The organism is Profundibacterium mesophilum KAUST100406-0324 (genome assembly GCF_009835145.1).
Taxonomy (GTDB): domain Bacteria; phylum Pseudomonadota; class Alphaproteobacteria; order Rhodobacterales; family Rhodobacteraceae; genus Profundibacterium; species Profundibacterium mesophilum.
This window is the reverse complement of the sequence record NZ_APKE01000014.1, coordinates 47988-74083: the sequence shown is the minus strand read 5'-3', so window position 1 is coordinate 74083 and position 26096 is coordinate 47988. Positions and strand designations below refer to the sequence as shown.

Here is a 26096-nt window from a genome sequence, read left to right as displayed (position 1 = left end):
CTTGTTTTTCGGCAAGCATAGGAGGATTCGGCACCGGCGAGAACAAGCATCGCGCAGGCCTGATCCATTTTTCGCGGCAATTTCACCCCTCCCGCGCGGGAGGGATCACCGTGTGAAGCCGGCGACGAGCTCGACATGCGGGGACCAGCGGAATTGATCCACGACCTCGACCTGTCCCATGGCGAATCCCGCCTCGATCAGGCAGGCCGCGTCGCGCGCGAAGGTCACGGGATTGCATGAGACGAAGGCGATTCGGCTGATCGTTGACGCGGCGAGCTGCCGGGTCTGCGCCTCGGCCCCCGCACGCGGCGGGTCGATGACGGCCGCATCGAAGCCGGCAAGCTCATCGCCGAGCAGGGGGCGGCGAAAAAGATCGCGCGTCTCGGTGCTGACCTTCCTGAGCCCATGCGCGTCCCGCCATCCGCGGGACAGGGCCTCGAGCAGCGCGGCCTCGCCCTCCACCGCATGGACATCGCCCACCCGCGCCAGCGGCAGCGCGAAGGTTCCGCATCCCGCGAAGAGGTCGACGATGCGCGCCGCCGGGCCCAGGATGCGCGTCACCACCGCGCGCAGCGCCGCCTCGCCGGGCACGGTTGCCTGCAGGAATGCCCCCGGCGGCGGGACGATGTCGATGCCATCGAGCGAGACGGCGGGCCGCTGCGCGAGGATCACGGGCTCCGTGTCCCAGGTGAGCCGCGCGAATATCCCCGCCCCGGCGATCGCGGCCAGCTCGGCTCGCAGGGCCGCATCGAGCGGCTTGCCCCCCGTCACGGCAAGATCGAGCCCGCCGCGGGTCTGCGTCACCGACAGAGAGAGCGGCCCGCGGCGCGACGCGCCCGCGACGGTGAGCGCCTCCATCGCGGGAAGGCCCGCGATCAGGCCCGGCGTCAGCACGCGGCAGTTCGGCACGGAGGTGAGCACCTCCGTGCCGCGCCCGTGAAAGCCGACGACGGCACCCTTCTTGGTGCGCCTGCCACTCAGCGTCGCCCGCCTGCGGCTCGCCGGCGGAGAGGTGATCGGATCGCCGATCTGCGCGCGGATCCCTTGCGCGGCCAGCGCGCGTGCAACGACATCACGCTTCCAGTCCGCGACGAAGGCATCGCTGGCATGCAACAGCGCGCAGCCGCCGCAGCCGCCGTAATGCGGACAGGCCGGGCGCACCCGCTCGGGCGCGGGATCGAGGATCCGGGGCGCGGCGATCAGTCCCTCCTCGGGCGTCCCCTCCACGGTCTCGCCGGGGAGGGCACGGCGCACGCGGATGCGCTCGCGCGTGAGGCCATCGCCGCGATGGCCGAGACGATCGATGTGGTAGCTGTCCATCGCGCCGATCTAGGCGATGGCGTGCGGGGGCGCAATCGGCACGATCGGCGCGGGCTATTCCGCGGCCGCGCCGTAATTGATGAAACCGCCCGATTGCAGACGCCAGTAGCTGGCATAGAGCCCATCGGCGGCAAGAAGCTCCCGATGCGTTCCCTCCTCGGCGATCCGGCCCTGTTCGAGCACGATGATCCGGTCCATCCGGGCGATGGTGGACAGCCTGTGCGCGATGGCGAGCACGGTCTTGCCCTCCATCACCTCGTCGAGCGCGTCCTGGATCGCGGCCTCGACCGCGCTGTCGAGGGCGCTGGTCGCCTCGTCGAGAACCAGGATGGGCGCGTCCTTCAGGATGGCCCTTGCCAGCGCGATCCGCTGCCTCTGGCCGCCCGAAAGCTTCACGCCCCGCTCGCCCAGATGGGCATCATAGCCGCGGCGACCCTTGAAATCCTCGAGTTCGAGAATGAAGTCATGCGCCTCTGCCTGACGCGCCGCGGCGATCATCTCCTCCTCGCCGGCATCGGGGCGGCCATAGAGGATATTGGCGCGCGCCGAGCGATTGAACATCGCGGTTTCCTGCGTGACCATCCCGATCTGCTGGCGCAGGCTCTCCTGCGTCACCTCCCGGATATCGGTGCCACCGACAAGCACCCGGCCCTCCTGCGGATCATGCAGACGCAGGAGCAACGAGACGAGGGTGGACTTGCCCGCGCCGGAGGCCCCCACGATGCCCAGCTTCTCGCCCTGCGCCACGGCGATGTCGATCCCCTCCAGGCCACCGGCCTCCGCTCCGTAGGCAAAGCGCAGGTTCTCGAAGCGCAGATCGCCCGCCTGCGCGAGCGCGGTGGCATCGTCGGCATCGGCCAGGCGATAGGGCGGGGTCAGGGTCGTCATCCCGTCCTCCACCTCGCCGACATTCGCGTAGATCGCCATCAGGGTGAAGCTGACCCAGCCGGTCATCTGGGCGATCCGGATCGAGATCGTTCCCGCGGCCACCACGTCGCCGGGCGTGGCCCCCCCGCGCGACCACAGCCACAGCGCGCCGCCGATCAAAAGGACCGGCAAAAGCCCCGCGAGGGTCATCAGCGAGACCCTGAAGAGGGTCGAGACATGGCCGAACTCGATCACCCTTTCGCGGAAGGTGCCGATCGCGCCCAGCGCCGCGCGGTCCTCGTGGGCGGCATGGGCGAACAGCTTGACCGTCTTGATGTTGGTGATCGTGTCGACCACCTGCCCCGAGACCATGGCCCGCGCCGCCGCACGCCGCATCGAGCGCGCCCGGATATGCGGCATGAATCCGCGGATCAGCGCCAGGTAGCCCACGAGCCAGACGAGCAGCGCCGCGCCGATCCACAGGTTGATCGTGCCGAGCATCACCGCGGCCCCGACGAGGGATGCGAGGGCGAAGAAGACGACGTTGATGATCTCCGAGGCGACATCGGTGATCGCGCGGCTGGTCTGCATCTGCTTTTGCGCGATGCGTCCGGCGAAATCATCGTCGAAATAGGTGACATCCTGCCCGAGCGTCCAGCGATGAAGACGGCTCAGGACCAGCGGATTGACATTGGGCGCGACGATGATCGCGTTGGCCGCCGCCGAAAGGCCGAAGAGGATCGGGCGCAGGATCACGAAGAATGCCGCCACCCCCAGCAGCAGCCACATGTTGGCGGTGAAATAGCCGGCCGGATCGCTGACGAGGGCCGCGTCGATCACCCAGCCAAGCAGCAGCGCGGTCACGACCTCCGCCGCGCCGGCAAGGGCCGACAGGCCGCCGGCCGTCCAGAGCCACGGCCACGAGCCCGAGAGGGACCAGCGGAAGAAGGCCATCAGCGTACGCGGCGGCGCCCCGTCCGCCGGACGAAAGGCATCTATGAGATCGGCTGGTCTGCGCATGTGGGGTCCGGTGTTGCGGCTGGCGGGGCCCCGGCGCGGGCAGAGCCGGCGCATGCGGGGGTCGTCTTGCTACCTATGGCCGGATCGCCCGGAGGCAACGTCTCATCGGCGCGCCAGCAGGGCCGCGCGATCCAGGGCGAAGCCCGAGGCGATCCAGTCGGCCTCGAGTTCGGCGAGGCGCGCGCCCAGCGCGGGCCCCTTCAGCTCCGGCATCAGATCGGCGGCGCGAAGGGGAAAGCGGGCCTGCGTGCCGAGTGCGATGTCCTCGTCGAGCGCGGCGGGAAGCGCCGCGCCGAAGCCGGCGGCGCGCAGAAGCTCGATGTCGCGCGCCGTCTCGGGGCCCAGCCGGTAAGCCAGCTCAGCCGTGCCTGCCACGGCGCCGATCCCGTCCCGCAGCTGCGACAGGCGCTTTGCCTGCTGGCGCGACAGGCGCAGCCGCACTTCAGGCTCCGCGCCGCCGATCGCGGCGAGCCGGCGCAGCGGTTCGGGTTCGAGGTTCAGGCTCCCTTCCAGGTGAACGAGCGGGAAAAGATCGCGCGCGGCGGCGCCCGGCAGGACGCGTGCGAGAATGCCGCTCTGCTCCATCGCGCCCAGCGCGCGGCACGGACCCGGCGCGGCGAGAAGCTTGAGCATCTCCGCCCCGATCCGCTCGCCGGGTAGCGTATCGAGACCGGCGGCGCCCTGCGCGCAGGCCGCCAGCCCCTCGGCATCGAGCCCCCGCGCCGCGTCGGCATACCAGGCGTGGAAGCGGAAGAACCGCAGGATGCGCAGGTGGTCCTCCGCGATCCGTTCATGCGCCTCGCCGATGAACCTGACATGGCGGGCATCGAGATCGGGCAGCCCCCCGAGCGGGTCGACCACGCGGCCCTCGGCATCCGCGTAGAGGGCATTCATCGTGAAGTCGCGGCGCATCGCGTCCTCGGCGATATCGCGGGAGAAGGCGACGACGGCGCGGCGCCCGTCCGTTTCGACATCGCGGCGAAAGGTGGTCACCTCATGCGCCCGTCCTTCGGCGATCACCGTGACCGTGCCATGATCGATGCCGGTCGGCACGCAGCGAAAACCCTCGGCATCGGCAAGCCGCATGACCTCTCGCGGCAGCGCGTCCGTCGAGATATCGATATCGCTCGCCTCGCGCCCGATCAGCGCATCGCGTACGCAGCCCCCGACATAGAGGGCCTGATGCCCCCCGCGCGCCAGACAGTCCATCACGGCCCGTCCGCCCGGATGCGCCAGCCATGCCGCGGCGAGATGCCGCCCCGCCCCGGTCATGACAGGCGCTCGGCCAGGCCGCGCAGGACCCGCGCCGTGGCGCCCCAGATGTAGTAGGGGCCATAGGGAACCTGGAAATATCGCCGCTCCTGACCCCGCCAATGGCGCGAGGAGACCATGTAATGCGCCGTCTGCGCGAGATGAGCGAGCGGCACGGTAAAGACCTCGGCCACCTCCCCCGCCTCCGGGACCGGGGTGAAGGGGCCGCTGATCCAGCCCACGATGGGCACCATCGAGAATGTCGTGACCGTCTCGTGATGCGGCAGGCGGCCGATGAGCTCGACCCGGGAGGGCGCGAGGCCGATCTCCTCATGCGCCTCGCGCAGGGCCGCCGCCTCGGGGCCAGAATCCCCCGCATCGATCTTGCCACCCGGAAAGGCGATCTGTCCGGGATGATGGCGCAGGGCCGAGGATCGCTTCGTCAGGATGACATCGACACGCCCGCCCCGCTCCCATAACGGCACGAGAACGGCCGCGGCGCGCAGATCGGGCGCCCGGGAGGGACGCGCGGCGGGGTTGAGATCGAAATCCGACGATCCCGGCCCCTCGCGTTCCAGACCCGCCATGACCCGCGCTCTCCAGTCAGGGTGCCGCATCGGGACCTTTCGTTGCCTCGAAGCCGAGCTCCTCGGGATCGAGCACGTAATGCGCCCCGCAGAACTGGCAGTCGGCGGTCACCTGTCCCTCGTCGGTCGTCATATGCGCGATATCGCGCGCCGAGTAGATCGACAGGCTCTCGCGCACTTTCTGCTCGGAACAGGTGCAACCGAACCGGACGGGCTGGGCGTCGAAGACACGCGGTTGTTCCTCGTGAAACAATCGCACCAGAAGATCGGTTGGCGAGACCTGCGGGCCGATGAGTTCCATGTCCTCGACCGTGTCGAGCAACATGTTCGCCCGGTTCCAGTTCTCCGCGTCGTCCTCCTCGAGCATGTCGTCCGCGGTAAGCAGACCGTCCTCTCCCGAGCCGCCCTCGCCGGGATTGGCCACGTGCGGCGAGGCCTTGGGCATGGATTGCAGCATCACCCCCGCCGCGCGCCATTCCGAGGTCTGGCCCGGGGTCTGCACTTGGCCGAAGGTCGTCTGGAACCGCGTGGGAAGCTGCTCGGACTGGGCGAAATAGGTCTGCGCGCAGTCGGCGAGGGATTGGCCCGCGATCGGGGTGATGCCCTGGTAGGGCGTGGTGCCGTCGCCCTGGTCGATCAGGACGGCGAAATAGCCCTTGCCGATCTGCGAGAACGGATCGACGCCCGATTGCAACCTCGTCTCGTCATAGGACGCATAGGCGCGCAGCCGCGCCGGGGTGCCGTCATCGCCCGGCGCGTAGTAGTCGGTCGCGATCAGGCGTGCGGCCCCGTTACCGCGGATCTGCAGCGACAGCTTCCAGCGCAGCTTGATGGCCTGTCCGATCAGCGCGGTGAGCAGGGTCGCCTCGGCGACGAGCGCCTCGATCTCCGGCGGGTAGCCATGCTGCGCGAGCACCTCCTGTAACGTGCCATCGAGCCGCGCCACGCGTCCGCGGATATCCGACCGGTCGAGCTGGAAGGGCAGGACGGTATCATCCCAGGCGATGTGAGTTCCGATGGTCATGGACTTTCCTTGGCAATGCGCATTGCGTATCGGCCCTATATAAGGGCCAGATCGCGGGCTTTAACAGGGCGGGACACCAGCATGATCAGAAGGTATGGCGGACGGCCCGAGGCGAGTCGGGTCTATATCCCGCGTCCGGGGGCATATGCCATCCTGCTGCGCGCAGGGCAAATCCTGCTGACATGGCAGGGTGCGCAGCGGCGCGAGCTGCAACTGCCGGGCGGCGGGATCGATCCCGGCGAATCGCCCATCGGGGCACTTCACCGCGAGGTCTTCGAGGAAACCGGCTGGCATATCGCGGCCCCGCGGCGGCTGGGTGCGTTCAGGCGCCACACCTATATGCCCGAATACGGCATCTGGGCCGAGAAGATCTGCCATGTCTATCTCGCGCGGCCGACATTGCGCAAAGCCGCCCCGAGCGAGCCCGACCACGTCCCCGTCTGGCTCGATCCCGATGAGGCCGCCGGATCGCTTGCCACGCAAGGGGACCGGGAGTTTCTCGGCAGGCTGCTGCGCAGTGCGGCCGGACGCGCGGCCCGTCGCGGGTAGAGCACGGCGGCCGCGTCCGCGGCGGGTTCAGGCCTGTCGCGCGACGAGCACGCCGGAAATGTCGTCCTCGAACTCCATGCTCTGCCGAAGCGCGGCCAGCGTCCCCGTCATCTTGTCGAGAAGCCCCGGCCCGTCCAGATGCGCGTTCTGCGCCACCAGCCGCGACAGCCCGGCCTCGCCGAGTGCCTCCCCCGTCATGCCGGCGCATTCCGTCAGGCCATCGGAATGGATGAAAAGGCGGTCTCCGGGCGCCAGATGCGCCTCCACCGAGGTATAGACGGCATCGTCGAGCAGGCCGATCGGCATGCCGCCCTCGCCCACCGATTCCACCTCCCCCCCGGCGCGCTGGATCAGGGGATAGGGATGGCCGGCCTGCGCGATCGAGAGGCGCCCGCTGTCCAGATCGACATCGGCGAAGACCATCGTGAAATAGTGATCCGTCTCGATCTCCTCGTGGAAGATCCGGTTGAGCCGGGCGCAGATCTCGTGCGGTGGACGGATCACCACGCGCCCGTCGCGGCGTGTCAGAGCGATGTTATGCTCGGGATTGGCGCCGGAAAGCCAGCCCGACAGGCGGGCCGTGATCAGGGCGGAGGCGATGCCGTGGCCCGACACGTCAAGCGCGTAGATACCGAATCGTCCCTCGGAGAGCGGAACCTGGCCCACGAGATCGCCGCCAATATGCCCCGATGGGCGGAAGAGGTAGTCCACCTGCCCGCCGGGATGTCGGGTCGAGCGTGTCGGAACGAGGGACATCTGCAGCTTGCGCGCTTCGATCAGATCGCGATCCAGCGATTCATAGACACTCTTCATCCGGTCGAGCGTGTCGCGCACGAGCCGGTTTTGCGCCGAGAGGCTGCGCTCGATCGTCAGGATCCGTTCTCCGGCCGAGAGCCTGGCCCGGAATTCGGTGGTGTCGATCGGCTTGGAGAGGAAATCGTCAGCCCCCGCATCGAGCCCCTGGACCACCTCGCCGGGTGCCGACTTGGAGGTCAGGAGGATGATGTAGACGTAATTCGCAAGGTCCAGCCGCCGGATGGCGCGGCAGAATTCCAGACCGTTCATGCCGGGCATCATCCAGTCGCAGACGATCAGGTCGGGCGAATAGGCCGTGCAGAGTTCGATGGCCTGCTCCCCGCTCGCCGCCTCGATCACCTCGAAGCCCCAGCGGCGCAGCGCGCTCGACAGGACGCGCCGCTGCAGCCGGCTGTCATCGGCGATCAGCACGCGGTTCATCGCCGAAGGGCGCGGCCGCGGATAGGGACAGGGGTCCGGTGGGGTGATCGAGGTGACCTGCATGGACCGCAGATTGCCCGCCACGGGTTTAATTACAGGTGAACGTCGCAAGGCAGAAACTCTTAACCGCTGCCCCGTAACGTGGCGTCGGGCATGGGCCCGACACGTTTTTGAGGATCGGTCATGGTGGATGTCGAACGCATCGGGATGCTTGCCCGCGATCTGGGGCGCGAGATGCTGGGCACGGTGATCCGCGACTTTGAACACGAGGCCGACGACATCCTCGCCCGCCTTGCCGCGCGCCCCGCTCCGCCCGCGGATGCGATCAAGGCCGATCTGCACATGCTGCGCGGCGGCGCGATGACGCTTGGCTGCGACGTGCTCGCGGAACGCTGTGCGGCGCAGGAAGAGCAGCTGGAGCGCGGCGAAGCCCCGTTCGACCCTGCCCCCCTCATCGCCGCCTTCAAGGACTGCAGCACGCGCCTTGCGGCCTGGAGCGCGGACCGTGGGTGAGCGGACGGTGGTCGTGGCGGAGGACGTGGCGGACGCCACGCGCGGATGGCGCGCCGGATCCGGTCTCCCCCCGGCGGCTCAGATCAGGAATTCGGCCAGCGTCGCATCGCGGGTGATATCGCGATAGACGAACTCGCTTGCCTCGAACTTTGCGAAAAGCGTGTCGAAATTTGCCGGATCGTCCGTCTCGATCCCGATCAGGACGGAGCCGAAGTTGCGCGCCGACTTCTTGAGATACTCGAACCGGGCGATATCGTCCCTGGGCCCGAGCAGTTCGAGAAAGTCGCGCAAGGCGCCGGGTCGCTGCGGCATCCTCAGGATGAGGTATTTCTTCACCCCGGCATGGCGCAGCGCCCGCTCCTTGACCTCCGGCAGCCGCTCGAAGTCGAAATTGCCCCCCGAGGTGACGCAGACGACGCGCCGGCCCCGGATCTGGGGAGCGAGATCGCGCAAGGCGTCCACGGCGAGCGCCCCGGCGGGCTCGAGCACGATCCCCTCGACATTCAGCATCTCGAGCATGGTCCCGCAGATCCGGTCCTCGGGCGCGATCAGCACATCCTCGGCGGGCACGCGGCGCAGCACGTCGAACGTCCTCGTGCCGATCCGCGCGACCGCGGCGCCATCGACGAAAGTATCCACCTTGGCGAGGTTCTCCGGCGCGCCGGCCGCCAGTGCCGCCGCCAGGCTCGCCCCGCCCGCCGGCTCGACATAGCGCAGATCGACCCCCCGGCCCTCCATGATCCGCGTGATGCCGGAGGCAAGGCCGCCGCCACCCACCGGCAGGACGATCATGTCGGGCGCGGCGCCCAGCGCATCGAGGATCTCGACCCCCACGCTGGCCTGCCCCTCGATCACGTCCGGATCGTCGAAGGGCGCCAGGAAATGGCCCCCCTGCTCGGCGCAATACTTCTGCGCGCTGCGCAATGTCTCGTCGAAGTAATCCCCGATCAGGCGGATCTCGATCGCGTCGCCGCCGAAGATGCGGGTCTTGTCGATCTTCTGCTGGGGTGTGGTGACGGGCATGAAGATGACCCCCTTCACCCCGAAATGCCGGCACACGAAGGCGACGCCCTGGGCGTGGTTCCCGGCGCTCGCGGCGATGAAGAGTGCCCGCTCCGGCGCGGCGGCAAGGGCCTTCTGCGCGGCGTTGAAGGCGCCCCTGATCTTGTAGCTGCGCACAGGGGTCAGATCCTCGCGCTTGAGCCAGATATCGGCATCGTATTTCGCCGACAGGTGATCGTTGCGCAAAAGCGGGGTCGCGGGGAACAGCGCCCGAAGGCGGTCGCTCACGGCGCGGGCATCTTGGAAGAACTGGCTCATCCCCCAGCAATCGCCGATGACACGGCCGGGCACAAGCGCGTCATCTTGCCCTTCGCGGCAAAACCCGATAGGCGGCTCGCGTCCCGCGCAAGCCATGGAGAGTGCAGATGTCCGCCCCAAAGAAAGTCGTTCTCGCCTATTCGGGCGGTCTGGACACGTCGATCATCCTCAAGTGGCTGCAGACCGAATACGGCTGCGAGGTCGTGACCTTCACGGCCGATCTGGGCCAGGGTGAGGAGCTGGAGCCGGCGCGCAAGAAAGCCGAGATGATGGGCGCCTCAGAGATCTACATCGAGGATCTGCGCGAGGAGTTCGTGCGCGATTTCGTCTTCCCGATGTTCCGCGCCAACGCCGTCTACGAAGGGCTCTACCTGCTGGGCACCTCGATCGCCCGGCCGCTGATCTCCAAGCGTCTCGTCGAGATCGCCGAGATGACCGGCGCCGATGCCGTGGCCCATGGGGCGACCGGCAAGGGCAACGACCAGGTCCGCTTCGAGCTGTCGGCCTATGCGCTCAACCCCGACATCAAGGTGATCGCCCCCTGGCGCGAATGGGACCTGACGAGCCGCACCAAGCTGATCGAATTCGCCGAGATGAACCAGATCCCGGTGGCCAAGGACAAGCGCGGCGAGGCGCCCTTCTCCGTCGACGCGAACCTCCTGCACACCTCCTCGGAGGGCAAGGTGCTCGAGGATCCGGCGGTCGATGCGCCCGACTACGTCTACCAGCGCACCGTCAATCCGGAAGATGCGCCGGACAGCCCCGAATTCGTCGAGATCGGTTTCGAGAAGGGCGACGCGGTCAGCATCGACGGCACCGCCATGTCGCCCGCCGGGATCCTGACGAAGCTGAACGAGCTGGGCGGCAAGCACGGCTGCGGACGGCTCGACCTTGTCGAGGGGCGGTTCGTGGGCATGAAGTCTCGCGGCATCTACGAGACCCCGGGCGGCACGCTGCTGCTCGAGGCGCATCGCGGCATCGAGCAGATCACGCTCGATCGCGGGGCGGCGCATCTCAAGGACGAGCTGATGCCGCGCTATGCCGAGCTGATCTATAACGGCTTCTGGTTCAGCCCGGAGCGCGAAATGCTCCAGGCCGCGATCGACAAGAGTCAGGAGCATGTCGAGGGAACCGTGCGGCTGAAGCTCTACAAGGGCGTTGCGCGCACCGTGGGCCGCTGGTCCGACAAGAGCCTCTATTCCGAGGCGCATGTGACCTTCGAGGACGATGCCGGCGCCTATGACCAGAAGGACGCGGCGGGCTTCATCAAGCTCAACGCGCTGCGTCTCAAGCTCCTGGCGAACCGCAACCGCCGCGGCTGATCGGGATACCGGCGCCGCCCGCTCCGTGGCTTTGGTAACAGCCTCATGTCGCCTGGGCCACGCAGTCCGGCCCGATGCTTGATCCCGTGCTCGGGCCCGTGTTCGGCCCCATGGCCGGGCATCGGGTGCCCTGCCCGCCTCCGCATGCCCCCGCACCCCCGGCGAGGGAGCGCCCCGGCGAGGGAGTGATGCACCGTGCGGATCGCCGCCGGCACTCATGAAACTTTACTGGCGCAAAGAAAAAGTTTACCACTGGGTGAAACAGTGCCTGGCCACGACGGGGAAAGGGCCCTTCATGCAGAATCCGAAAATCAGGAACATGGAGGAATTCGCCAAGGCGAGCGGGATTTCCCGCCCGACCGTCTCGAAGTATTTCCAGGACCCGATGAGCGTCAGGAGATCGACGCGCGAGCGGATCGAGACGGCCCTGCGGACCTACGACTACCAGCCCAACATCTATGCGATGAACCAGAACCGGCGCAGGACGAACAGCATCGGGATCATCGTGCCGAACCTCGCCGATCCGTTCTTCACCGAAATCGGACGCGTCGTCGAGCTCGCCTGCATCGATGCGGGATACAGTCCCATCGTGCGCAGCTCGCACGGCAAGCCGGCACAGGAGACCGCCAATCTCGAGGCGCTCAAGGCCCTCAAGCCGGCCGGCATCCTGCTTGCTCCTTTCGGCCGTGCCTCCGATCGTGACCATGTCCGCGCCTTTGCCGAAACCGTGCCGATGGTCCTTTTCGATGCGGATATCGAGGAGGCCGGCGCCGCCTTCGTCGGAACCGACAATGTCCAGAGCATTGGGCTGATGACCGATTACCTGTGCCGCACCGGCGAGCCGCCCTGCCTTTTCGAGATGAGGACGCCGCTCAACCCGAATGCCAACAAGCGCCGCCTGGCCTATCTCGCCGGGATGGAGCGTCACGGCCACGAGCCGCGCATCGTCCATGCCGAAGGGTCCGGGTGGAGCATCGAGGAGTTCGGTCTTCGGGAAGGGCGCAGGCTGCTCGAGGACGGCGCCTTCCCCTCGCGGACGATCCTGTGCAGCAATGACCGGCTGGCGATCGGCCTGCTCTCGGCCGCCTTCGGGCTCGGGATCAAGGTCGGCCACGGTTCCGATTGCGAGTTGCGGATCGCCGGGCATGACGATCATCCGTTTTCCCGCTTCACCTGCCCCTCCCTGACCACGATCGCGCAGGATTACGGTGCGATCGCCGAGCTGGCGGTTCAGCAGATCGCGCAGGTCATCGAGACCGAGAGCATGCCGTGCGAGCGTGAGATCAGCCTTTTCGATGGCAAGCTGGTGATGCGCGAATCCGCCTGAGGAAGACCCGGCGCGCCGGCGGTGGGCTGCCATTGTTCGCGAGGGTAACGTGCGGCCGCCCGAATGGTCACGGGTGATATAATTGAAAATATTATTTCCGCGCGCAAAGTTTTCGTTGACCGCGCGCCATGTGCGGCGGTAGGGTTCCTCGACATCCAATACGGGAGGATTGAGGATGCGATTCGGAAAGACATTGTGTACCGCGAGCGTGCTGGCCATTGCCGCGGCGGGTGCCGCCACCGCGGGCTCGCACATGACCACGATCACCATCGCCACCGTGAACAACGGCGACATGGTCCGCATGCAGGGCCTGGCGGACGAGTTCAACAAAGAGTATCCCGACATCGCTCTCGAATGGGTGACGCTCGAGGAGAATGTCCTGCGCCAGCGTGTGACCCAGGACATCACCGCCGGCGGCGGACAGTTCGACGTGATGACCATCGGCACCTACGAGGTTCCGATCTGGGGCAAGCAGGGCTGGCTCGTCGCGCTCGACGACATGCCCGAGGACTGGGATGCGGATGACTTCCTGCCGGCCATCTCCAGCGGCCTGACCGTCGATGGCACGCTCTATGCCGCACCCTTCTACGGCGAAAGCTCGATGGTCATGTACCGGACCGACCTGATGGAGCAGGCCGGCCTCGAGATGCCGGACGCGCCCACTTGGGAGTTCATCACCAAGGCCGCCGAGGCGATGACCGACAAGGAGAACGAGGTCTACGGCATCTGCCTGCGTGGCAAGGCCGGCTGGGGCGAGAACATGGCCTTCCTGACCGCCATGTCCAACAGCTTCGGCGCCCGCTGGTTCGACGAGAACTGGACGCCGCAATTCGACACCGAGGAATGGGCCACGACGCTCAACACCTATCTCGATGTGATGAACAACTACGGACCTCCGGGCGCGTCGACCAACGGTTTCAACGAGAACCTGTCGCTGTTCCAGCAGGGCAAATGCGGCATGTGGATCGATGCCACCGTCGCCGCCTCCTTCGTGACCAACCCCGACGACTCGACCGTTGCCGACAAGGTCGGCTTCGCCCTGGCACCCGATGCGGGCAACGGCAAGCGCAGCAACTGGCTCTGGGCCTGGTCGCTGGCGATCCCGAGCGGCACGGATGCCGAGGATGCCGCCAAGACCTTCGTGGCCTGGGCCACCGGCAAGGGCTATACCGAGCTTGTCGCGCAGAACGAAGGCTGGGCCAACGTGCCTCCCGGAACCCGCAAATCGCTCTATGAGAACGAGGAATACCTCGAGGCGGCGCCCTTCGCGGAAATGACGCTGAACTCGATCAACGAGGCGGATCCGAAGAATCCGACCGTCGATCCGGTGCCCTATACCGGCATCCAGTTCGTTGCCATTCCCGAGTTCTCCGGCTTCGCCACCCAGGTCGGCCAGGAATTCTCCGCCGCGCTGGCAGGCCAGCAATCGGCCGAGGAAGCCCTCGAGAAGGCACAGGCGCTCGTGAGCGACGAGATGGAAGCCGCGGGCTACTGAGCCTGCGCACCACTCCGGGGGGCTGGCATTCCGGCCCCCCGACCCCTTCGAAGGTCCCCCACTTTACCCGCGTTTCCCATGTCCTGCCCCGCTGCGCTCCACGCAGGCGGCCGGATCCTTCATTTCGAGGACCAAGATCATGGCCACCCAGCATTCCCGCTCCGCCGCCCGGTTGATGATGGCGCCCGCGGTCATCCTGCTCCTGGGCTGGATGCTCGTCCCACTGACGATGACGCTCTATTTCTCGTTCAAGAAATACCTGCCCCTGCGCGGCGGCGATCTCGGATGGGCCGGGTTCGACAATTACGTCCGCTTCGTCACCTCCTCCGCCTTCTGGCCGAGCGTCCAGGCGACCCTCGTGATCGTGGGCGGGGTGCTGCTCATCACGGTCGCCCTGGGCATCGTGCTGGCGCTCCTGCTCGATCAGCCGATGTGGGGACAGGGGGTCGTGCGCATCCTCGTGATCGCCCCCTTCTTCGTGATGCCCACCGTTTCCGCGCTGGTCTGGAAGAACATGTTCATGGACCCGGTGAACGGGCTCTTCGCCCATCTCTGGGCCTTCTTCGGAGCTCAGCCGATCGAATGGCTGAGCCAGGCCTCGCTGGCCTCGATCATCCTCATCGTCTCCTGGCAATGGCTTCCCTTCGCGACGCTGATCCTGCTGACCGCGATCCAGTCGCTCGATAGCGAGCAGCTCGAAGCCTCCGAGATGGACGGCGCTCCGCCGCTCTCGCGCTTCATGTGGATCATCCTGCCGCACCTGGCCCGCGCCATCACCATCGTCGTGCTGATCCAGACCATCTTCCTGCTCTCGATCTTCGCCGAGATATTCGTGACCACGGGCGGCGCATTCGGCAGCCGGACGCTGACCTACCTGATCTACCAGCGTGTGCTCGAAAGCCTGAATGTCGGGCTCGGCAGCGCGGGCGGCATCTACGCGGTCATCCTCGCCAACATCATCGCCATCTTCCTGATGCGGATCGTGGGCAAGAACCTCGATGCCTGAGCGACACCCAACATTCGTCCCGGCAGCAGACCGGGGCGGCATCGCAACCCCCGAGACTTCGGCTTCACCCCGGAAGAGGGAGACCTGACATGGCCCGTTCCGTCACCACCCGCCGCAAGATCATCAACACCGCCCTGGCCTGGAGCATCGGCCTGCTGATCTTTTTCCCGATCCTGTGGACCATCCTGACCAGCTTCAAGACCGAGGCGACCGCGATCGCCAACCCGCCGCAATTCTTCTTCTTCGACTGGACGCTGGAGAATTACGCGGTCGTGCAGGAGCGGTCGAACTATGCCCGCTTCTTGTGGAACTCGATCATCATCGCCGGGGGATCGACAATCCTGGGCATCATCATCGCCATCCCGGCGGCCTGGTCGATGGCCTTCGTTCCCTCCAAGCGCACCAAGGACATCCTGCTGTGGATGCTCTCGACCAAGATGCTTCCGGCAGTCGGCGTGCTCTATCCGCTCTACCTGATCTTCATCGAACTGGGGCTGCTCGATACCCGGATCGGCCTGACGATCGTCCTGATGCTGGTCAACCTGCCGATCATCGTGTGGATGCTCTATACCTACTTCCGCGAGATCCCCGGCGAAATCCTGGAGGCCGCGCGGATGGACGGGGCTTCCCTGCGCTCCGAGATCCTCTACGTCCTCACCCCGATGGCGGTCCCCGGCATCGCATCGACACTCCTTCTGAACTTCATCCTCGCATGGAACGAGGCGTTCTGGACGCTGAACCTGACGGCCGCCAAGGCGGCGCCGCTCACTGCCTTCATCGCCAGTTATTCCAGCCCGGAGGGACTGTTCTACGCCAAGCTGTCGGCCGCCTCGACCATGGCGATCGCACCAATTCTCATCCTCGGATGGTTCAGCCAGAAACAGCTCGTTCGCGGCCTGACCTTCGGCGCGGTTAAATAGGGAGGCCGGACATGGGCCAGATCACGCTTCAGAAAGTATCCAAGAAATTCGGCAATGCCGAGGTCATCCCCCCGCTCGACCTGACGATCGAGGATGGCGAGTTCACCGTCTTCGTCGGCCCGTCGGGCTGCGGCAAGTCGACCCTGCTGCGCCTGATCGCGGGGCTCGAGGACATCACCTCGGGATCGATCCTCATCGACGGCACCGATGCCACGGACCAGCCCCCCGCCAAGCGCGGCCTGGCCATGGTCTTTCAGTCCTACGCGCTTTATCCGCACATGACGGTGCGCAAGAACATCGCCTTCCCGATGCGCATGGCCGGCATCGACCAGGCCGAGCAGGACCGGCGGATCGAACAGGCCGCCGCCGCGCTCAACCTGACCGACTACCTCGACCGGCGTCCCGGGCAGCTCTCCGGCGGGCAGAGGCAGCGCGTCGCGATCGGGCGGGCCATCGTGCGCGAGCCGTCGGCCTTCCTCTTCGACGAGCCGCTGTCCAATCTCGACGCGGCGCTGCGCGTGGGAATGCGTCTCGAGATCGGGGAGCTGCACAAGCGGCTCAGGACCACGATGATCTACGTGACCCATGACCAGGTCGAGGCGATGACGATGGCCGACAAGATCGTCGTGCTGCGCGCCGGGGTGATCGAGCAAGTGGGAACGCCGCTGGAACTCTACCGCACGCCGCGCAACACCTTCGTCGCCGGGTTCATCGGATCGCCCAAGATGAACCTCCTGGAGGGGGAGGAGGCCAGCCGGCACGACGCGCATACCGTCGGCATCCGTCCCGAGCATATCGATGTCGCCGAGGAGGGCGGCCTCTGGAGCGGACGCGTCGGCGTGGCCGAGCATCTGGGATCGGACACCTTCTTCCACGTGCACGAGACCGGCCTGGCCGAGACAATCACCGTTCGCGCCCCCGGCGAGGTCAACTTCCGGCATGGCGACCGCATCACCCTGTCACCCCGGCTCGAGCAGCTCCACCGCTTCGACCGCGACGGCGCAAGGATCGCATGATGCGCCTTGCGGGAAAGACCGCGCTGATCACCGGCGCGGCGCGCGGCATCGGCCTTGCCTTCGCGAAAAGGTATGTTGCCGAGGGCGCAACGGTCGCGATCGGTGACATCGACCTCGAGGCGGCCCGCCGGGCCGCCGAAGAGATCGGCCCGAAGGCAATTGCCATCGAGATGGATGTCGCGCGCCAGGACAGCATCGAGACGGCGGTGGCCGAGGCCATCACCCGCATGGGGCGGATCGATATCCTGGTGAACAATGCCGCGATCTTCACCGCCGCGCCGATCGCCGAGATCACCCGTGCCGATCACGACCGCGCCTTCGCGATCAACGTGACCGGCACGCTCTTCACGCTTCAGGCGGTCGCGCGGCACATGATCGCCGAAGGCATTCGCGGCCGGATCATCAACATGGCAAGCCAGGCCGGGCGCCGCGGCGAGCCCCTGGTCGCCGTCTATTGCGCGACCAAGGCGGCGGTGATCTCGCTGACGCAATCGGCGGGGCTCGACCTGATCCGGCACGGGATCAATGTCAACGCCATCTCTCCCGGCGTCGTCGATGGCGAGCATTGGGACGGGGTCGACGCCTTCTTCGCCCGCTACGAGGGCAAGCCGCCGGGACAGAAGAAACGCGAAGTCGCGCAGGCCGTCCCCCATGGCCGCATGGGCCGGGCGGAGGATCTCACCGGCATGGCCGTCTTTCTCGCCTCCGAGGAGGCGGATTACATCGTGTCGCAAACCTACAACGTGGATGGTGGCCAATGGATGAGTTGATTCCCCTGTCGAACGAGTCCCTCGGGCGGATGCCCGGGGACGTGCGCCTGCCTCGATACGACCGGACCCGGCTGACGCCGGGCATCGTGCATGTCGGTCTGGGCAATTTCCACCGCGCCCACCAGGCCTGGTATCTGCACCGGCTCTTCGATGAAGGACGCGACCTCGACTGGGCGATCCTCGGCGCGGGCATCATGCCCGGCGATGCCGCGCAGCGCGAGAAGCTGCGCGCGCAGGACTGGATGACGACCCTGATCGAGCTCGACCCCGAAACGACCTCCGCCGAGATCGTCGGCTCCATGTGCGGCTTCGTGCCGGTCGAGGAAGGGCATCGCCCCCTGATCGAGGCGATGGCCGACCCGAACATCCGCATCGTGTCCCTGACGGTCACCGAAGGGGGATATTACCGCGATGCGACCGGCGGGCTCGATACGGATCATCCCGATATCCGGCACGATGCCCACACGCCGGACGCGCCGCGCACCGTCTTCGGCGCGATGGTCGCCGCGCTGCGCATCCGCCGCGATGCGGGCCGCGGGCCTTTCACGGGGCTGAGCTGTGACAACCTGCAGGGCAATGGCGACATCCTGCGCCGGACCGTCCTTGGCATCGCGCGCGCGGTCGATCCCGAGCTCGCCGTCTGGATCGAGGCGGAATGCAGCTTTCCCAATTCCATGGTCGATTGCATCGTGCCGGCCACGGGTCCGAAGGAACTGGCCCTGGTGGAGCAACACGGGATCGCGGATCGCAGCCCCGTCACCCACGAGACCTACAGGCAATGGGTGATCGAGGATGACTTCTGCGCCGGGCGTCCCGCATTGGAGCATGTCGGTGCCACTTTCACCCGGAAGGTCGCCGCGCATGAGGCGATGAAGCTGCGCATACTCAACGCGGGTCACCAGCTGCTTGCCAATATCGGCGAGCTGCGCGGCCATGACACCATCGCGCAATGCATGGCCGATCCGGAAATCTCGGGTTTCTTCCACAAGGTGCTGAACGACGAGATCGTGCCGCATGTGGCCCCCGTGCCGGAACGGACGCCGGGCGCTTATGTGGAGCTTGTCTCGCGGCGGTTCTCCAATCCCGCCATCGTCGATACACCCCGCCGCGTCGCCTTCGACGGATCGTCGCGCCACCCCGGCTTCGTGCTTCCATCCATCCGCGACGGCCTCGCGGCGGACATGTCGATCGAGGGGCTGGCCCTTGCGGAAGTGCTCTGGGCCCGCATGTGCATCGGCACCCGGCTTGACGGCACCCAGATCGCGCCGAACGATCCCAACTGGGCCCGCCTTCAGGATGCGGCACAGGCGGCCCGTACCGATCCGGCCCTCTGGGCGGCGCAGGAGTGGATCTACGGCGATCTCGCGCATGAGAGCCGCTTCATCGAGGCATTCACCCGCCGCTACGGCGATGTCGCGGAGCGCGGTCCCGACGCGGTGCTGCGTGACTATGCCGGCGCGGCCTGAGACCGCCGCCCGCCGGACCGTGAGACGATCGGACCGATGGCGGGCCCGCCCCTCCGCCTCCAACCACCGGCCGGTGCGCATCGCCGCACCGGCCGTCGGCTTTTGTGTCCTGCCGGGGCGAGTTGCGCATTCATCCCCGGAGCCGCATTCGTTAAGGTCCGCGAAGCGCCAGCCAAGGGGACCAGATGGCATCGAACGAGACCAGCGTGACGCCCATGATGGCGCAATTCCTCGAGATCAAGGACGGGCATCCCGGTGCCCTCCTCTTCTACAGGATGGGCGACTTCTACGAGATGTTCTTCGATGATGCCGTCGCGGCGGCCGAGGCGCTCGACATATCGCTGACCAAGCGCGGCAAGCATCAGGGGCGCGACATCCCCATGTGCGGAGTGCCGGTGCATTCCGCCGAGGGGTATCTTCTGACGCTGATCCGCAAGGGGTTCAGGGTCGCGGTCTGCGAGCAGATGGAAGATCCGGCCGAGGCGAAGAAGCGCGGCTCGAAATCGGTGGTCCGGCGCGAGGTCGTGCGCCTCGTGACGCCCGGCACCCTGACCGAGGACGGTCTTCTGGAGGCACGGCGGCACAACTACCTCGCCGCCTATGCCGAGATCAGGGATGGCGGCGCCCTTGCCTGGGTCGACATCTCCACCGGTGCGTTCAACGTCGCCGCCTGTCCGCGGGTCAGGCTCGGGCCGGAACTGGCGCGCCTGTCACCGCGCGAGATGGTGGTCCAGCAGGAGCTGCCCGATGAGCTTGCGGAGATCATCCGCGAGGGCGGCGCCGCGCTCAGCCCCCTCGGCGCGGCCAGCTTCGACAGCGCGGGCGGCGAGAAGCGTCTCTGCGCCGCGTTCGAGGTGGGCACGCTCGACGCGTTCGGCACTTTCACGCGTGCCGAGATCTCGGCGATGGCCGCGATCCTCGACTACCTGGAGATCACGCAGAAGGGAAAGCTGCCGCTCCTGCGTCCCCCGGTCCGCGAGGGCATCGAGGGCGCGGTGCAGATCGACGCCGCCACACGGCGGAACCTGGAGCTGACGCGGAGCCTGTCGGGCCGGCGCGAGGGCTCCTTGCTGGCCGCCATCGACCGGACCGTGACGGCGCCCGGCGGCCGCCTTCTGGAGCGGCGCATCACCGGTCCCTCACGCGATCTGCCGCTGATCCATGCCCGTCACGACGCGGTGGCCTTCGGCGCGGCGCAGGAGACGCTGTGCGGCAGGACACGCGAGATGCTCAGGCGTGTGCCCGACATGGACCGCGCCCTGTCGCGGATCGGCCTGGAACGGGGGGGGCCGCGCGATCTCGCGGCGATCCGCGACGGCCTCGGGCAAGGCGCGCGCATCGCGGGCACGCTCGGGGAGGCCGATCTTCCCGAGATCCTCGCCGGGGCGGTCCGCGACATCGCGGCCATTCCGGAACTGGGCGCCGCGCTCGATGCAGCCCTCGTGGCCGAGCCGCCGCTTCTCTTGCGCGATGGCGGCTTCATCGCGCCCGGCCATGACGCAGAGCTCGACGCGGCACGCAAGCTGCGTGACGAGGGCCGCGGCGTGATCGCCGCGATGCAGGCCGAATTCGCGCAGGAGACGGGCATCGCGGCGCTGAAGGTCAAGCACAACAATGTCCTTGGCTATTTCATCGAGGTCACGGCCACCCATGCGCAGAAGATGCTCTCGCCGCCGCTGAGCGAGCGTTTCATCCACCGCCAGACGACGGCGAACGCGGTCCGCTTCACCACGGTCGCGCTTTCGGAGATCGAGACGCGCATCCACAATGCCGGCGGCCGTGCTCTGGAGCTGGAGCGGGCACTTTTCGCCCGGCTCTGCGGGGCCGTGCTCGATGCCGCCGGGCCGATCGGCCTTGCCGCTGCGGCCCTGGCCGAGATCGACCTCGCCCTCGCCCTCGGCGATCTCGCCCGCGCCGATGACTGGACGCGGCCCACCGTCGACGAGGGGCGCGGCTTCGACGTGGTCAAGGGACGCCACCCCGTGGTCGAGCAGGCGCTGCGCCGCGCGGGGGGAAGTGCCTTCGTCGCCAATGACTGCGCCCTGTCCGACGGGCACGAGGGCGCCGCGCTATGGCTGATCACGGGTCCGAACATGGCGGGCAAGTCGACCTTTCTGCGCCAGAATGCCCTGATCGCGCTCCTTGCGCAGGCGGGGGCCTTCGTACCTGCGCAAAGCGCCAGTATCGGCCTTGTCAGCCAGCTCTTCAGCCGGGTCGGCGCGGCCGACGATCTGGCGCGCGGGCGCTCGACCTTCATGGTCGAGATGGTCGAGACGGCGGCGATTCTCAACCAGGCGGACGACCGGGCGCTGGTCATCCTCGACGAGATCGGGCGGGGCACCGCGACCTATGACGGGCTGTCGATCGCCTGGGCGACGCTCGAGCATCTGCATGACGTGAACCGCTGCCGGGCCCTCTTCGCCACCCATTACCATGAACTGACGCGGCTTGGGGAACGGCTGGACGGGATCACCAACGCCACCGTGACAGTCAAGGAATGGAACGGAGAGGTCATCTTCATGCACGAGGTCTGCATCGGCTGTGCGGACCGCTCCTACGGGGTGCAGGTGGCGCGTCTCGCCGGATTGCCGGAGGCGGTCCTCAAGCGGGCGCGCGTGGTGCTCGATGCCCTCGAGCAGGGCGATGACGGGACCCGGCGCGAGACGCTGATCGACGATCTGCCGCTCTTCTCGGCGGCACGGACAGCGGCGGCACCGGCGGCGCCCGCCCCAGCCGGATCGCCCCTCGACGCGCGGCTGGCACAGGTCAGCCCCGACCGGCTCACGCCGCTCGAGGCATTGTCCCTGCTCTATGAGCTCAAGTCTTTGGCGCATCCTTCGGAGCCGGGGTCGAACTGACACCGACATGCGCGGGACGCAGGAGGCGGTCATGGAGCATGAAGCCCTCCGCCATCACCTGGATGATCTCGCCGGCACGGGTATCGGGGACGGGAGCCTCGAACATCGCTTCGTGGTGCTGGGGGTCGAACTTCTCGCCGACCTGCGGCGAGATGCGGTTGATGCCATGCTTGGAGAAGACGTTGATCAGCTCGCGCATCGTCAGCTCGACACCCTCGATCAGGGGGCCGGCGGCCTCGCGCTGCTCGTCCGTGACCGAATCGACCGCGCGCTTGAGGTTGTCGAAGATCGGAAGCATGTCGCGCGACAGCTTCGATCCACCGTAATTCTCCGCCTCGCGCCGGTCGCGGTCGGAGCGCTTGCGGGCGTTCTCGGCATCGGCAAGGGCACGCATGAAGCGGTCGCGCAGCTCGTCGCGCTCGGCGCGCAACGTCTCCATCTCCGCGTCCGGTGCGCCGGCGGCCTCCGCAGTGTCGCCCTGCGCGTCACCGCCCTCGGCGCCGTTATCGGTACCCGCCCTGAACATCTCCTCGATCTCGGCTTCGAGTTTGCCGTCTTGCGCTTTCGCCATGCTTCTACCTGCTATCCGCGGTCGGCCAAGAGCTTGCCGACCAGTTGGGCCGTGTAATCGACGATGGGAACGATCCGGCCATAATTCAAACGTGTCGGACCGATGACGCCCACCGCGCCGATGATCTTACGGTCAGCGTTCATATATGGAGAGACGACCAAAGAGGAACCCGAAAGTGAGAAAAGCTTGTTCTCCGACCCGATAAAAATCCGCACCCCGTCGCCTTCATCGGCCAGTTCGAGGAACTCGGCGATGTCGCGCTTGCGCTCCAGATCGTCGAAGAGGGTCCGGATCCGTTCGAGCTCCTCGGCCTCGCCGGCTTGCCCCAGAAGGTTCGCCCGGCCCCGCACGATGAGCCGCTCATAGGGCTGCCCCTCGTTTTCCCAGATCGCCAGGCCGCTTTCGACCATGCCGGCGGCGAGCGTATCGAGCTCGCGGCGGCGGCTCTTGATCTCATGCTCGATGACGCGTCGCAACTCGCTGAGCGTCTTCCCCTCGGCGAGCGCGTTGAGGAAATTCGCCGCCTCCCGCATCGAGGAGGGCGTCTGTCCCAGCGGCGGGGTGAAGACCCTGTTCTCGACATGGCCATCGGCGAAGACCAACACCACGAGCGCGCGTTCCGGCGACAGGCTGACGAACTCGATATGCTTGATCGGTGCCTCGTGCTTGGGCGTGAGTACGAGGCTGGCGCCCGCGGTGACACCCGAAAGGGCGGAGCCTACGCGGTCGAGCAAGGTGCCGACATCGCGCTCGTTGCTGCCCAGCGTCGCGTTGATCCGCGAGCGGTCATCCTCGGTCAGATCGCCCAGCTCCAGAAGGCCGTCCACGAACATGCGCAGCCCGTGCTGCGTGGGTATGCGCCCGGCGGAGACATGCGGGCTGTCGAGCAGGCCCATATACTCGAGGTCCTGCATCACGTTGCGGATCGTCGCCGCGCTGATGCGCTCGCTCAGGGTCCGTGACAGGGTCCGCGATCCGACCGGCTCGCCGCTGTCGAGATAGTCCTCGACCACCCGCCGGAAAACCTCTCGGCTGCGATCGTTGAGCTCTGTCAGAAGTGTGCCGCGACCTTTCATGCGTGATGACCCATCCACCTGTGTTTGGCCCTTCCGGCGCGTCCCGGAGCCCGCCGAACGGGGTTGAAACTTGCCGAAGCGGACGCGTATCACACGAACGAACCAGCAAAGGTGAACCCCATGCGCCCCTCCGGACGACAGTTAAGCGAAATGCGCCCGATTTCAATCGAGACCGACGTGACCCGTCACGCCGAAGGCTCCTGCCTGATCCGGGTCGGCGGCACCCATGTGCTGTGCACCGCCTCGCTCGAGGAACGCGTGCCGCCCTTCCTGAAGAACTCGGGTCTGGGATGGGTGACGGCCGAATACGGTATGCTGCCACGCGCGACGCACACGCGCATGCGCCGCGAGGCCAAGAACGGGCAGTCCGGCCGGACGCAGGAAATCCAGCGCCTGATCGGGCGCAGCCTGCGCGCCGGTCTCGACCGCGTGGCCTTGGGCGAGCGGCAGATCACCATCGATTGCGACGTGATCCAGGCGGATGGCGGCACGCGCTGCGCCGCGATCACCGGGGGTTGGGTCGCCCTGCGCCTTGCCGTCAACAAGCTGATGAAGGTGGGTGACGTGATCACCGATCCCCTGCCCGACCCGGTCGCCGCCGTGAGCTGCGGGCTCTATGCCGGGCAGGCGGTGCTCGATCTGGACTATCCCGAAGACAGCGAGGCGGGTGTGGACGGCAATTTCGTCATGACCGGCAGCGGCCGGCTGATCGAAATCCAGATGTCCGCCGAGGGCGCGACCTTCTCGCGTTCGCAAATGACCGAGCTGCTCGATCTGGCGGAGGACGGCGTGAAGACCCTGGTCGCCGCGCAGAAGGATGCGACCGCGTGAGCCGGCGGCTGAGCGAGGGCCAGCTGGTTCTGGCCACCCACAACCGTGGCAAGCTCGAGGAGATCGCGGCGCTCCTGGCCCCCTACGGCATCGAGACCCGCTCCGCCGCCGATCACGGGCTGCCGGAGCCCGAGGAGACCGGAACGCGCTTCGTCGAGAATGCCAGGATCAAGGCCCATGCCGCCGCGAAGGCGACCGGGTTGCCGGCGCTTGCGGACGATTCGGGGATCGAGATCGATGCGCTCGACGGCGCGCCCGGTGTCTATACCGCCGATTGGGCCGAAACCCCGAGCGGGCGGGACTTCGCGATGGCGATGCGCCGGACCCATGACGCCCTGAAGGCCAGCGGCGCCGCTGAGCCTTGGACGGCGCGGTTCTGCTGCACGCTGGTGCTGGCCTGGCCTGATGGCGAGGATGCGGTCTTTCCGGGGGTGATGCCCGGCCGTGTCGTCTGGCCGCCGCGCGGTGACGAGGGCCATGGATATGACCCCATCTTCGTGCCGGAGGGCCATGAGGAGACCTTCGGTGAGATGGATCGTTGGGCAAAAAACCGCATCAGCCACCGCGCGGATGCCTTTGCCAAGCTGATCGCTGGCGCCCTTGATTGAGAATTGGCAAAGGGCCGGCTTCGGCATCTATGTGCATTGGCCCTTCTGCCAGGCCAAGTGCCCCTATTGCGACTTCAACAGCCATGTCGCCGCCCACATAGACCAGGACCGCTGGCTGGCGGCGTACCGCGCCGAGATCGCACGGTGGGCACGGCGTTGCCCTGACCGCACCGTTTCCTCGGTCTTCTTCGGTGGCGGCACGCCCAGCATGATGGAGCCGCGCGTCACCGCGGGCATCCTGGACGCGATCGCGGCCGCATGGCCCATGTCGAATGCGCCGGAGATCACGCTGGAGGCGAACCCGACCTCGGTCGAGGCGGAGCGGTTCCGCGGCTATCGGAATGCTGGCGTGAACAGGGTCAGCATGGGCATACAGGCACTCGATGATGGCGATCTGAAACGTCTGGGACGATTGCACGACGCGGACGAGGCGAGACGGGCCTTCGACACCGCGCGCGCCACCTTCGATCGATGCAGCTTCGATCTGATCTATGCGCGGCAGGACCAGACGCTCGAGGGTTGGCGGCTCGAACTGACCGAGGCACTCGGCATGGCGGCCGACCATCTGTCCCTCTATCAGCTGACGATCGAGCCGGGCACCGCATTTCACGCACGGTTCAGCCAGGGTGGCCTGAAGGGTCTGCCGGACGAGGATCTGAGTGCCGATCTCTATGAGCTGACGCAGGCGCTGTGCGAGGATGCCGGTCTGCCGGCCTACGAGGTCTCCAATCATGCCGCGACGGAGGATCGTTCGCGTCATAACCTCATCTATTGGAGCGGCGGCGATTACGTGGGGATCGGTCCCGGCGCGCATGGTCGCATAGGCGCAGGCTCGGCAAGGCACGCGACGGTCGCGCCCTCCGCCCCCGGACGCTGGCTTGCCGATGTCGAGGCGGGGCAGACAATCTGGGACGATGCCCCCCTCCCCGTCCACGATCAATATGCCGAATACCTGATGATGGCGCTTCGGATTACCGAAGGCGCCGAGCGACAGCGGCTCGATGAACTTAATACCAACTGGATTAGTTCGTTCCAAGATATGGTAGAGAATGATTTTATTGAATTAACTGAAGATCGTGTTCGCGTTACGCGGGCAGGACGCCCGGTTTTGAACGGCGTCCTGCGAAATCTCCTTGCTTGAAC

The 26096-nt window shown here is 67.0% G+C and carries 23 protein-coding genes; 14 read left to right on the top strand and 9 right to left on the bottom strand.

What is annotated here, in order from left to right; genetic code table 11:
* Nucleotides 1–105: 105 nt before the first annotated feature.
* From PMES_RS05330 to hslO, 5 genes are all read right to left on the bottom strand, one after another.
* On the bottom strand, nucleotides 106–1320 hold the full coding sequence (locus PMES_RS05330) for a class I SAM-dependent RNA methyltransferase (RefSeq protein ID WP_159964490.1): 1215 nt from the start codon (nucleotides 1318–1320) through the stop codon (nucleotides 106–108).
* A gap of 54 nt (nucleotides 1321–1374) precedes the next feature.
* Nucleotides 1375–3207, bottom strand: coding sequence for an ABC transporter ATP-binding protein (locus tag PMES_RS05325; protein ID WP_159964489.1), 1833 nt, complete (start codon nucleotides 3205–3207; stop codon nucleotides 1375–1377).
* Between the two features lie 102 nt (nucleotides 3208–3309).
* Entirely contained in the window at nucleotides 3310–4479 is a 1170-nt protein-coding gene (locus tag PMES_RS05320; RefSeq protein ID WP_159964488.1) for a CCA tRNA nucleotidyltransferase, read from the bottom strand.
* Nucleotides 4476–5045 (bottom strand): CoA pyrophosphatase, encoded by a 570-nt coding sequence (locus PMES_RS05315; protein ID WP_159964487.1) that lies wholly within the window; start codon nucleotides 5043–5045, stop codon nucleotides 4476–4478. Before PMES_RS05315 ends, PMES_RS05320 begins: the two co-directional genes overlap by 4 nt.
* Before the next feature lie 16 nt (nucleotides 5046–5061).
* Nucleotides 5062–6069 carry an Hsp33 family molecular chaperone HslO gene (gene hslO / locus PMES_RS05310; protein ID WP_159964486.1) on the bottom strand — a complete coding sequence of 336 codons (1008 nt, stop codon included), beginning with the start codon at nucleotides 6067–6069 and terminating at the stop codon, nucleotides 5062–5064.
* A gap of 81 nt (nucleotides 6070–6150) precedes the next feature.
* Here hslO and PMES_RS05305 point away from each other — a divergent pair, with 81 nt between their 5' ends.
* Nucleotides 6151–6618 (top strand): NUDIX domain-containing protein, encoded by a 468-nt coding sequence (locus PMES_RS05305; RefSeq protein ID WP_159964485.1) that lies wholly within the window; start codon nucleotides 6151–6153, stop codon nucleotides 6616–6618.
* Nucleotides 6619–6645: 27 nt separating this feature from the next.
* On the opposite strand, the gene PMES_RS05300 is transcribed toward PMES_RS05305, so the two are convergent.
* On the bottom strand, nucleotides 6646–7938 hold the full coding sequence (locus PMES_RS05300) for a PP2C family protein-serine/threonine phosphatase (protein WP_236549708.1): 1293 nt from the start codon (nucleotides 7936–7938) through the stop codon (nucleotides 6646–6648).
* Nucleotides 7939–8037: 99 nt separating this feature from the next.
* On the opposite strand from PMES_RS05300, the gene PMES_RS05295 reads away from it, so the two are divergent.
* On the top strand, nucleotides 8038–8367 hold the full coding sequence (locus tag PMES_RS05295; RefSeq protein ID WP_159964484.1) for an Hpt domain-containing protein: 330 nt from the start codon (nucleotides 8038–8040) through the stop codon (nucleotides 8365–8367).
* A gap of 78 nt (nucleotides 8368–8445) precedes the next feature.
* Here the strand turns inward: PMES_RS05295 and ilvA are convergent, their stop codons facing one another.
* On the bottom strand, nucleotides 8446–9687 hold the full coding sequence (gene ilvA / locus PMES_RS05290; protein WP_159964483.1) for a threonine ammonia-lyase IlvA: 1242 nt from the start codon (nucleotides 9685–9687) through the stop codon (nucleotides 8446–8448).
* A gap of 107 nt (nucleotides 9688–9794) precedes the next feature.
* Here ilvA and PMES_RS05285 point away from each other — a divergent pair, with 107 nt between their 5' ends.
* The 9 genes from PMES_RS05285 to mutS all read left to right on the top strand — a co-directional run bounded on the left by PMES_RS05285 (nucleotide 9795) and on the right by mutS (nucleotide 21867).
* Nucleotides 9795–11009 (top strand): argininosuccinate synthase, encoded by a 1215-nt coding sequence (locus PMES_RS05285; protein WP_159964482.1) that lies wholly within the window; start codon nucleotides 9795–9797, stop codon nucleotides 11007–11009.
* Between the two features lie 295 nt (nucleotides 11010–11304).
* On the top strand, nucleotides 11305–12336 hold the full coding sequence (locus tag PMES_RS05280; protein ID WP_159964481.1) for a LacI family DNA-binding transcriptional regulator: 1032 nt from the start codon (nucleotides 11305–11307) through the stop codon (nucleotides 12334–12336).
* Between the two features lie 175 nt (nucleotides 12337–12511).
* On the top strand, nucleotides 12512–13831 hold the full coding sequence (locus tag PMES_RS05275) for an ABC transporter substrate-binding protein (protein WP_159964480.1): 1320 nt from the start codon (nucleotides 12512–12514) through the stop codon (nucleotides 13829–13831).
* A 139-nt stretch (nucleotides 13832–13970) separates the two neighbouring features.
* Nucleotides 13971–14837, top strand: coding sequence for a carbohydrate ABC transporter permease (locus PMES_RS05270; protein ID WP_159964479.1), 867 nt, complete (start codon nucleotides 13971–13973; stop codon nucleotides 14835–14837).
* Between the two features lie 89 nt (nucleotides 14838–14926).
* A complete protein-coding gene (locus PMES_RS05265; RefSeq protein ID WP_159964478.1) occupies nucleotides 14927–15757 on the top strand; it encodes a carbohydrate ABC transporter permease in 831 nt (276 codons plus the stop codon).
* Between the two features lie 11 nt (nucleotides 15758–15768).
* Nucleotides 15769–16773, top strand: a complete 1005-nt coding sequence (locus tag PMES_RS05260; protein ID WP_159964477.1) for an ABC transporter ATP-binding protein — start codon at nucleotides 15769–15771, stop codon at nucleotides 16771–16773.
* Entirely contained in the window at nucleotides 16770–17543 is a 774-nt protein-coding gene (locus PMES_RS05255) for an L-iditol 2-dehydrogenase (protein ID WP_159964476.1), read from the top strand. Before PMES_RS05260 ends, PMES_RS05255 begins: the two co-directional genes overlap by 4 nt.
* A complete protein-coding gene (locus PMES_RS05250) occupies nucleotides 17531–19009 on the top strand; it encodes a mannitol dehydrogenase family protein (RefSeq protein WP_159964475.1) in 1479 nt (492 codons plus the stop codon). The genes PMES_RS05255 and PMES_RS05250 overlap by 13 nt, the downstream gene beginning before the upstream one ends.
* Nucleotides 19010–19194: 185 nt before the next feature.
* Entirely contained in the window at nucleotides 19195–21867 is a 2673-nt protein-coding gene (gene mutS / locus PMES_RS05245) for a DNA mismatch repair protein MutS (RefSeq protein ID WP_236549707.1), read from the top strand.
* Here mutS and PMES_RS05240 read toward each other — a convergent pair.
* A complete protein-coding gene (locus PMES_RS05240) occupies nucleotides 21827–22393 on the bottom strand; it encodes a nucleotide exchange factor GrpE (protein ID WP_159964766.1) in 567 nt (188 codons plus the stop codon). The genes mutS and PMES_RS05240 overlap by 41 nt on opposite strands.
* 56 nt (nucleotides 22394–22449) lie before the next feature.
* Nucleotides 22450–23514, bottom strand: coding sequence for a heat-inducible transcriptional repressor HrcA (gene hrcA / locus PMES_RS05235; protein WP_159964474.1), 1065 nt, complete (start codon nucleotides 23512–23514; stop codon nucleotides 22450–22452).
* A gap of 120 nt (nucleotides 23515–23634) precedes the next feature.
* On the opposite strand from hrcA, the gene rph reads away from it, so the two are divergent.
* Genes rph through hemW form a run of 3 tightly spaced genes read left to right on the top strand, consistent with a single transcriptional unit; the run spans nucleotide 23635 to nucleotide 26094 of the window.
* Nucleotides 23635–24345: a ribonuclease PH gene (rph, locus tag PMES_RS05230; RefSeq protein ID WP_159964473.1), complete on the top strand. Its 711-nt coding sequence runs from the start codon at nucleotides 23635–23637 to the stop codon at nucleotides 24343–24345.
* Nucleotides 24342–24953, top strand: coding sequence for an RdgB/HAM1 family non-canonical purine NTP pyrophosphatase (gene rdgB, locus PMES_RS05225; protein WP_159964472.1), 612 nt, complete (start codon nucleotides 24342–24344; stop codon nucleotides 24951–24953). Before rph ends, rdgB begins: the two co-directional genes overlap by 4 nt.
* The gene (gene hemW / locus PMES_RS05220) at nucleotides 24949–26094 is read left to right on the top strand and encodes a radical SAM family heme chaperone HemW (protein WP_159964764.1); all 1146 of its coding nucleotides are present in this window, start codon (nucleotides 24949–24951) and stop codon (nucleotides 26092–26094) included. The genes rdgB and hemW overlap by 5 nt, the downstream gene beginning before the upstream one ends.
* Nucleotides 26095–26096 lie beyond the last annotated feature (2 nt).

What these genes read in the sequence shown, in the direction of transcription:
- PMES_RS05330 (WP_159964490.1), bottom strand. Translation starts at nt 1,320, where the DNA reads ATGGACAGCTACCACATCGATCGTCTCGGCCATCGCGGCGATGGCCTC.
- PMES_RS05325 (WP_159964489.1), bottom strand. Translation starts at nt 3,207, where the DNA reads ATGCGCAGACCAGCCGATCTCATAGATGCCTTTCGTCCGGCGGACGGG.
- PMES_RS05320 (WP_159964488.1), bottom strand. Translation starts at nt 4,479, where the DNA reads ATGACCGGGGCGGGGCGGCATCTCGCCGCGGCATGGCTGGCGCATCCG.
- PMES_RS05315 (WP_159964487.1), bottom strand. Translation starts at nt 5,045, where the DNA reads ATGGCGGGTCTGGAACGCGAGGGGCCGGGATCGTCGGATTTCGATCTC.
- hslO (WP_159964486.1), bottom strand. Translation starts at nt 6,069, where the DNA reads ATGACCATCGGAACTCACATCGCCTGGGATGATACCGTCCTGCCCTTC.
- PMES_RS05305 (WP_159964485.1), top strand. Translation starts at nt 6,151, where the DNA reads ATGATCAGAAGGTATGGCGGACGGCCCGAGGCGAGTCGGGTCTATATC.
- PMES_RS05295 (WP_159964484.1), top strand. Translation starts at nt 8,038, where the DNA reads ATGGTGGATGTCGAACGCATCGGGATGCTTGCCCGCGATCTGGGGCGC.
- ilvA (WP_159964483.1), bottom strand. Translation starts at nt 9,687, where the DNA reads ATGAGCCAGTTCTTCCAAGATGCCCGCGCCGTGAGCGACCGCCTTCGG.
- PMES_RS05285 (WP_159964482.1), top strand. Translation starts at nt 9,795, where the DNA reads ATGTCCGCCCCAAAGAAAGTCGTTCTCGCCTATTCGGGCGGTCTGGAC.
- PMES_RS05280 (WP_159964481.1), top strand. Translation starts at nt 11,305, where the DNA reads ATGCAGAATCCGAAAATCAGGAACATGGAGGAATTCGCCAAGGCGAGC.
- PMES_RS05275 (WP_159964480.1), top strand. Translation starts at nt 12,512, where the DNA reads ATGCGATTCGGAAAGACATTGTGTACCGCGAGCGTGCTGGCCATTGCC.
- PMES_RS05270 (WP_159964479.1), top strand. Translation starts at nt 13,971, where the DNA reads ATGGCCACCCAGCATTCCCGCTCCGCCGCCCGGTTGATGATGGCGCCC.
- PMES_RS05265 (WP_159964478.1), top strand. Translation starts at nt 14,927, where the DNA reads ATGGCCCGTTCCGTCACCACCCGCCGCAAGATCATCAACACCGCCCTG.
- PMES_RS05260 (WP_159964477.1), top strand. Translation starts at nt 15,769, where the DNA reads ATGGGCCAGATCACGCTTCAGAAAGTATCCAAGAAATTCGGCAATGCC.
- PMES_RS05255 (WP_159964476.1), top strand. Translation starts at nt 16,770, where the DNA reads ATGATGCGCCTTGCGGGAAAGACCGCGCTGATCACCGGCGCGGCGCGC.
- PMES_RS05250 (WP_159964475.1), top strand. Translation starts at nt 17,531, where the DNA reads ATGGATGAGTTGATTCCCCTGTCGAACGAGTCCCTCGGGCGGATGCCC.
- mutS (WP_236549707.1), top strand. Translation starts at nt 19,195, where the DNA reads ATGGCATCGAACGAGACCAGCGTGACGCCCATGATGGCGCAATTCCTC.
- PMES_RS05240 (WP_159964766.1), bottom strand. Translation starts at nt 22,393, where the DNA reads ATGTTCAGGGCGGGTACCGATAACGGCGCCGAGGGCGGTGACGCGCAG.
- hrcA (WP_159964474.1), bottom strand. Translation starts at nt 23,514, where the DNA reads ATGAAAGGTCGCGGCACACTTCTGACAGAGCTCAACGATCGCAGCCGA.
- rph (WP_159964473.1), top strand. Translation starts at nt 23,635, where the DNA reads ATGCGCCCCTCCGGACGACAGTTAAGCGAAATGCGCCCGATTTCAATC.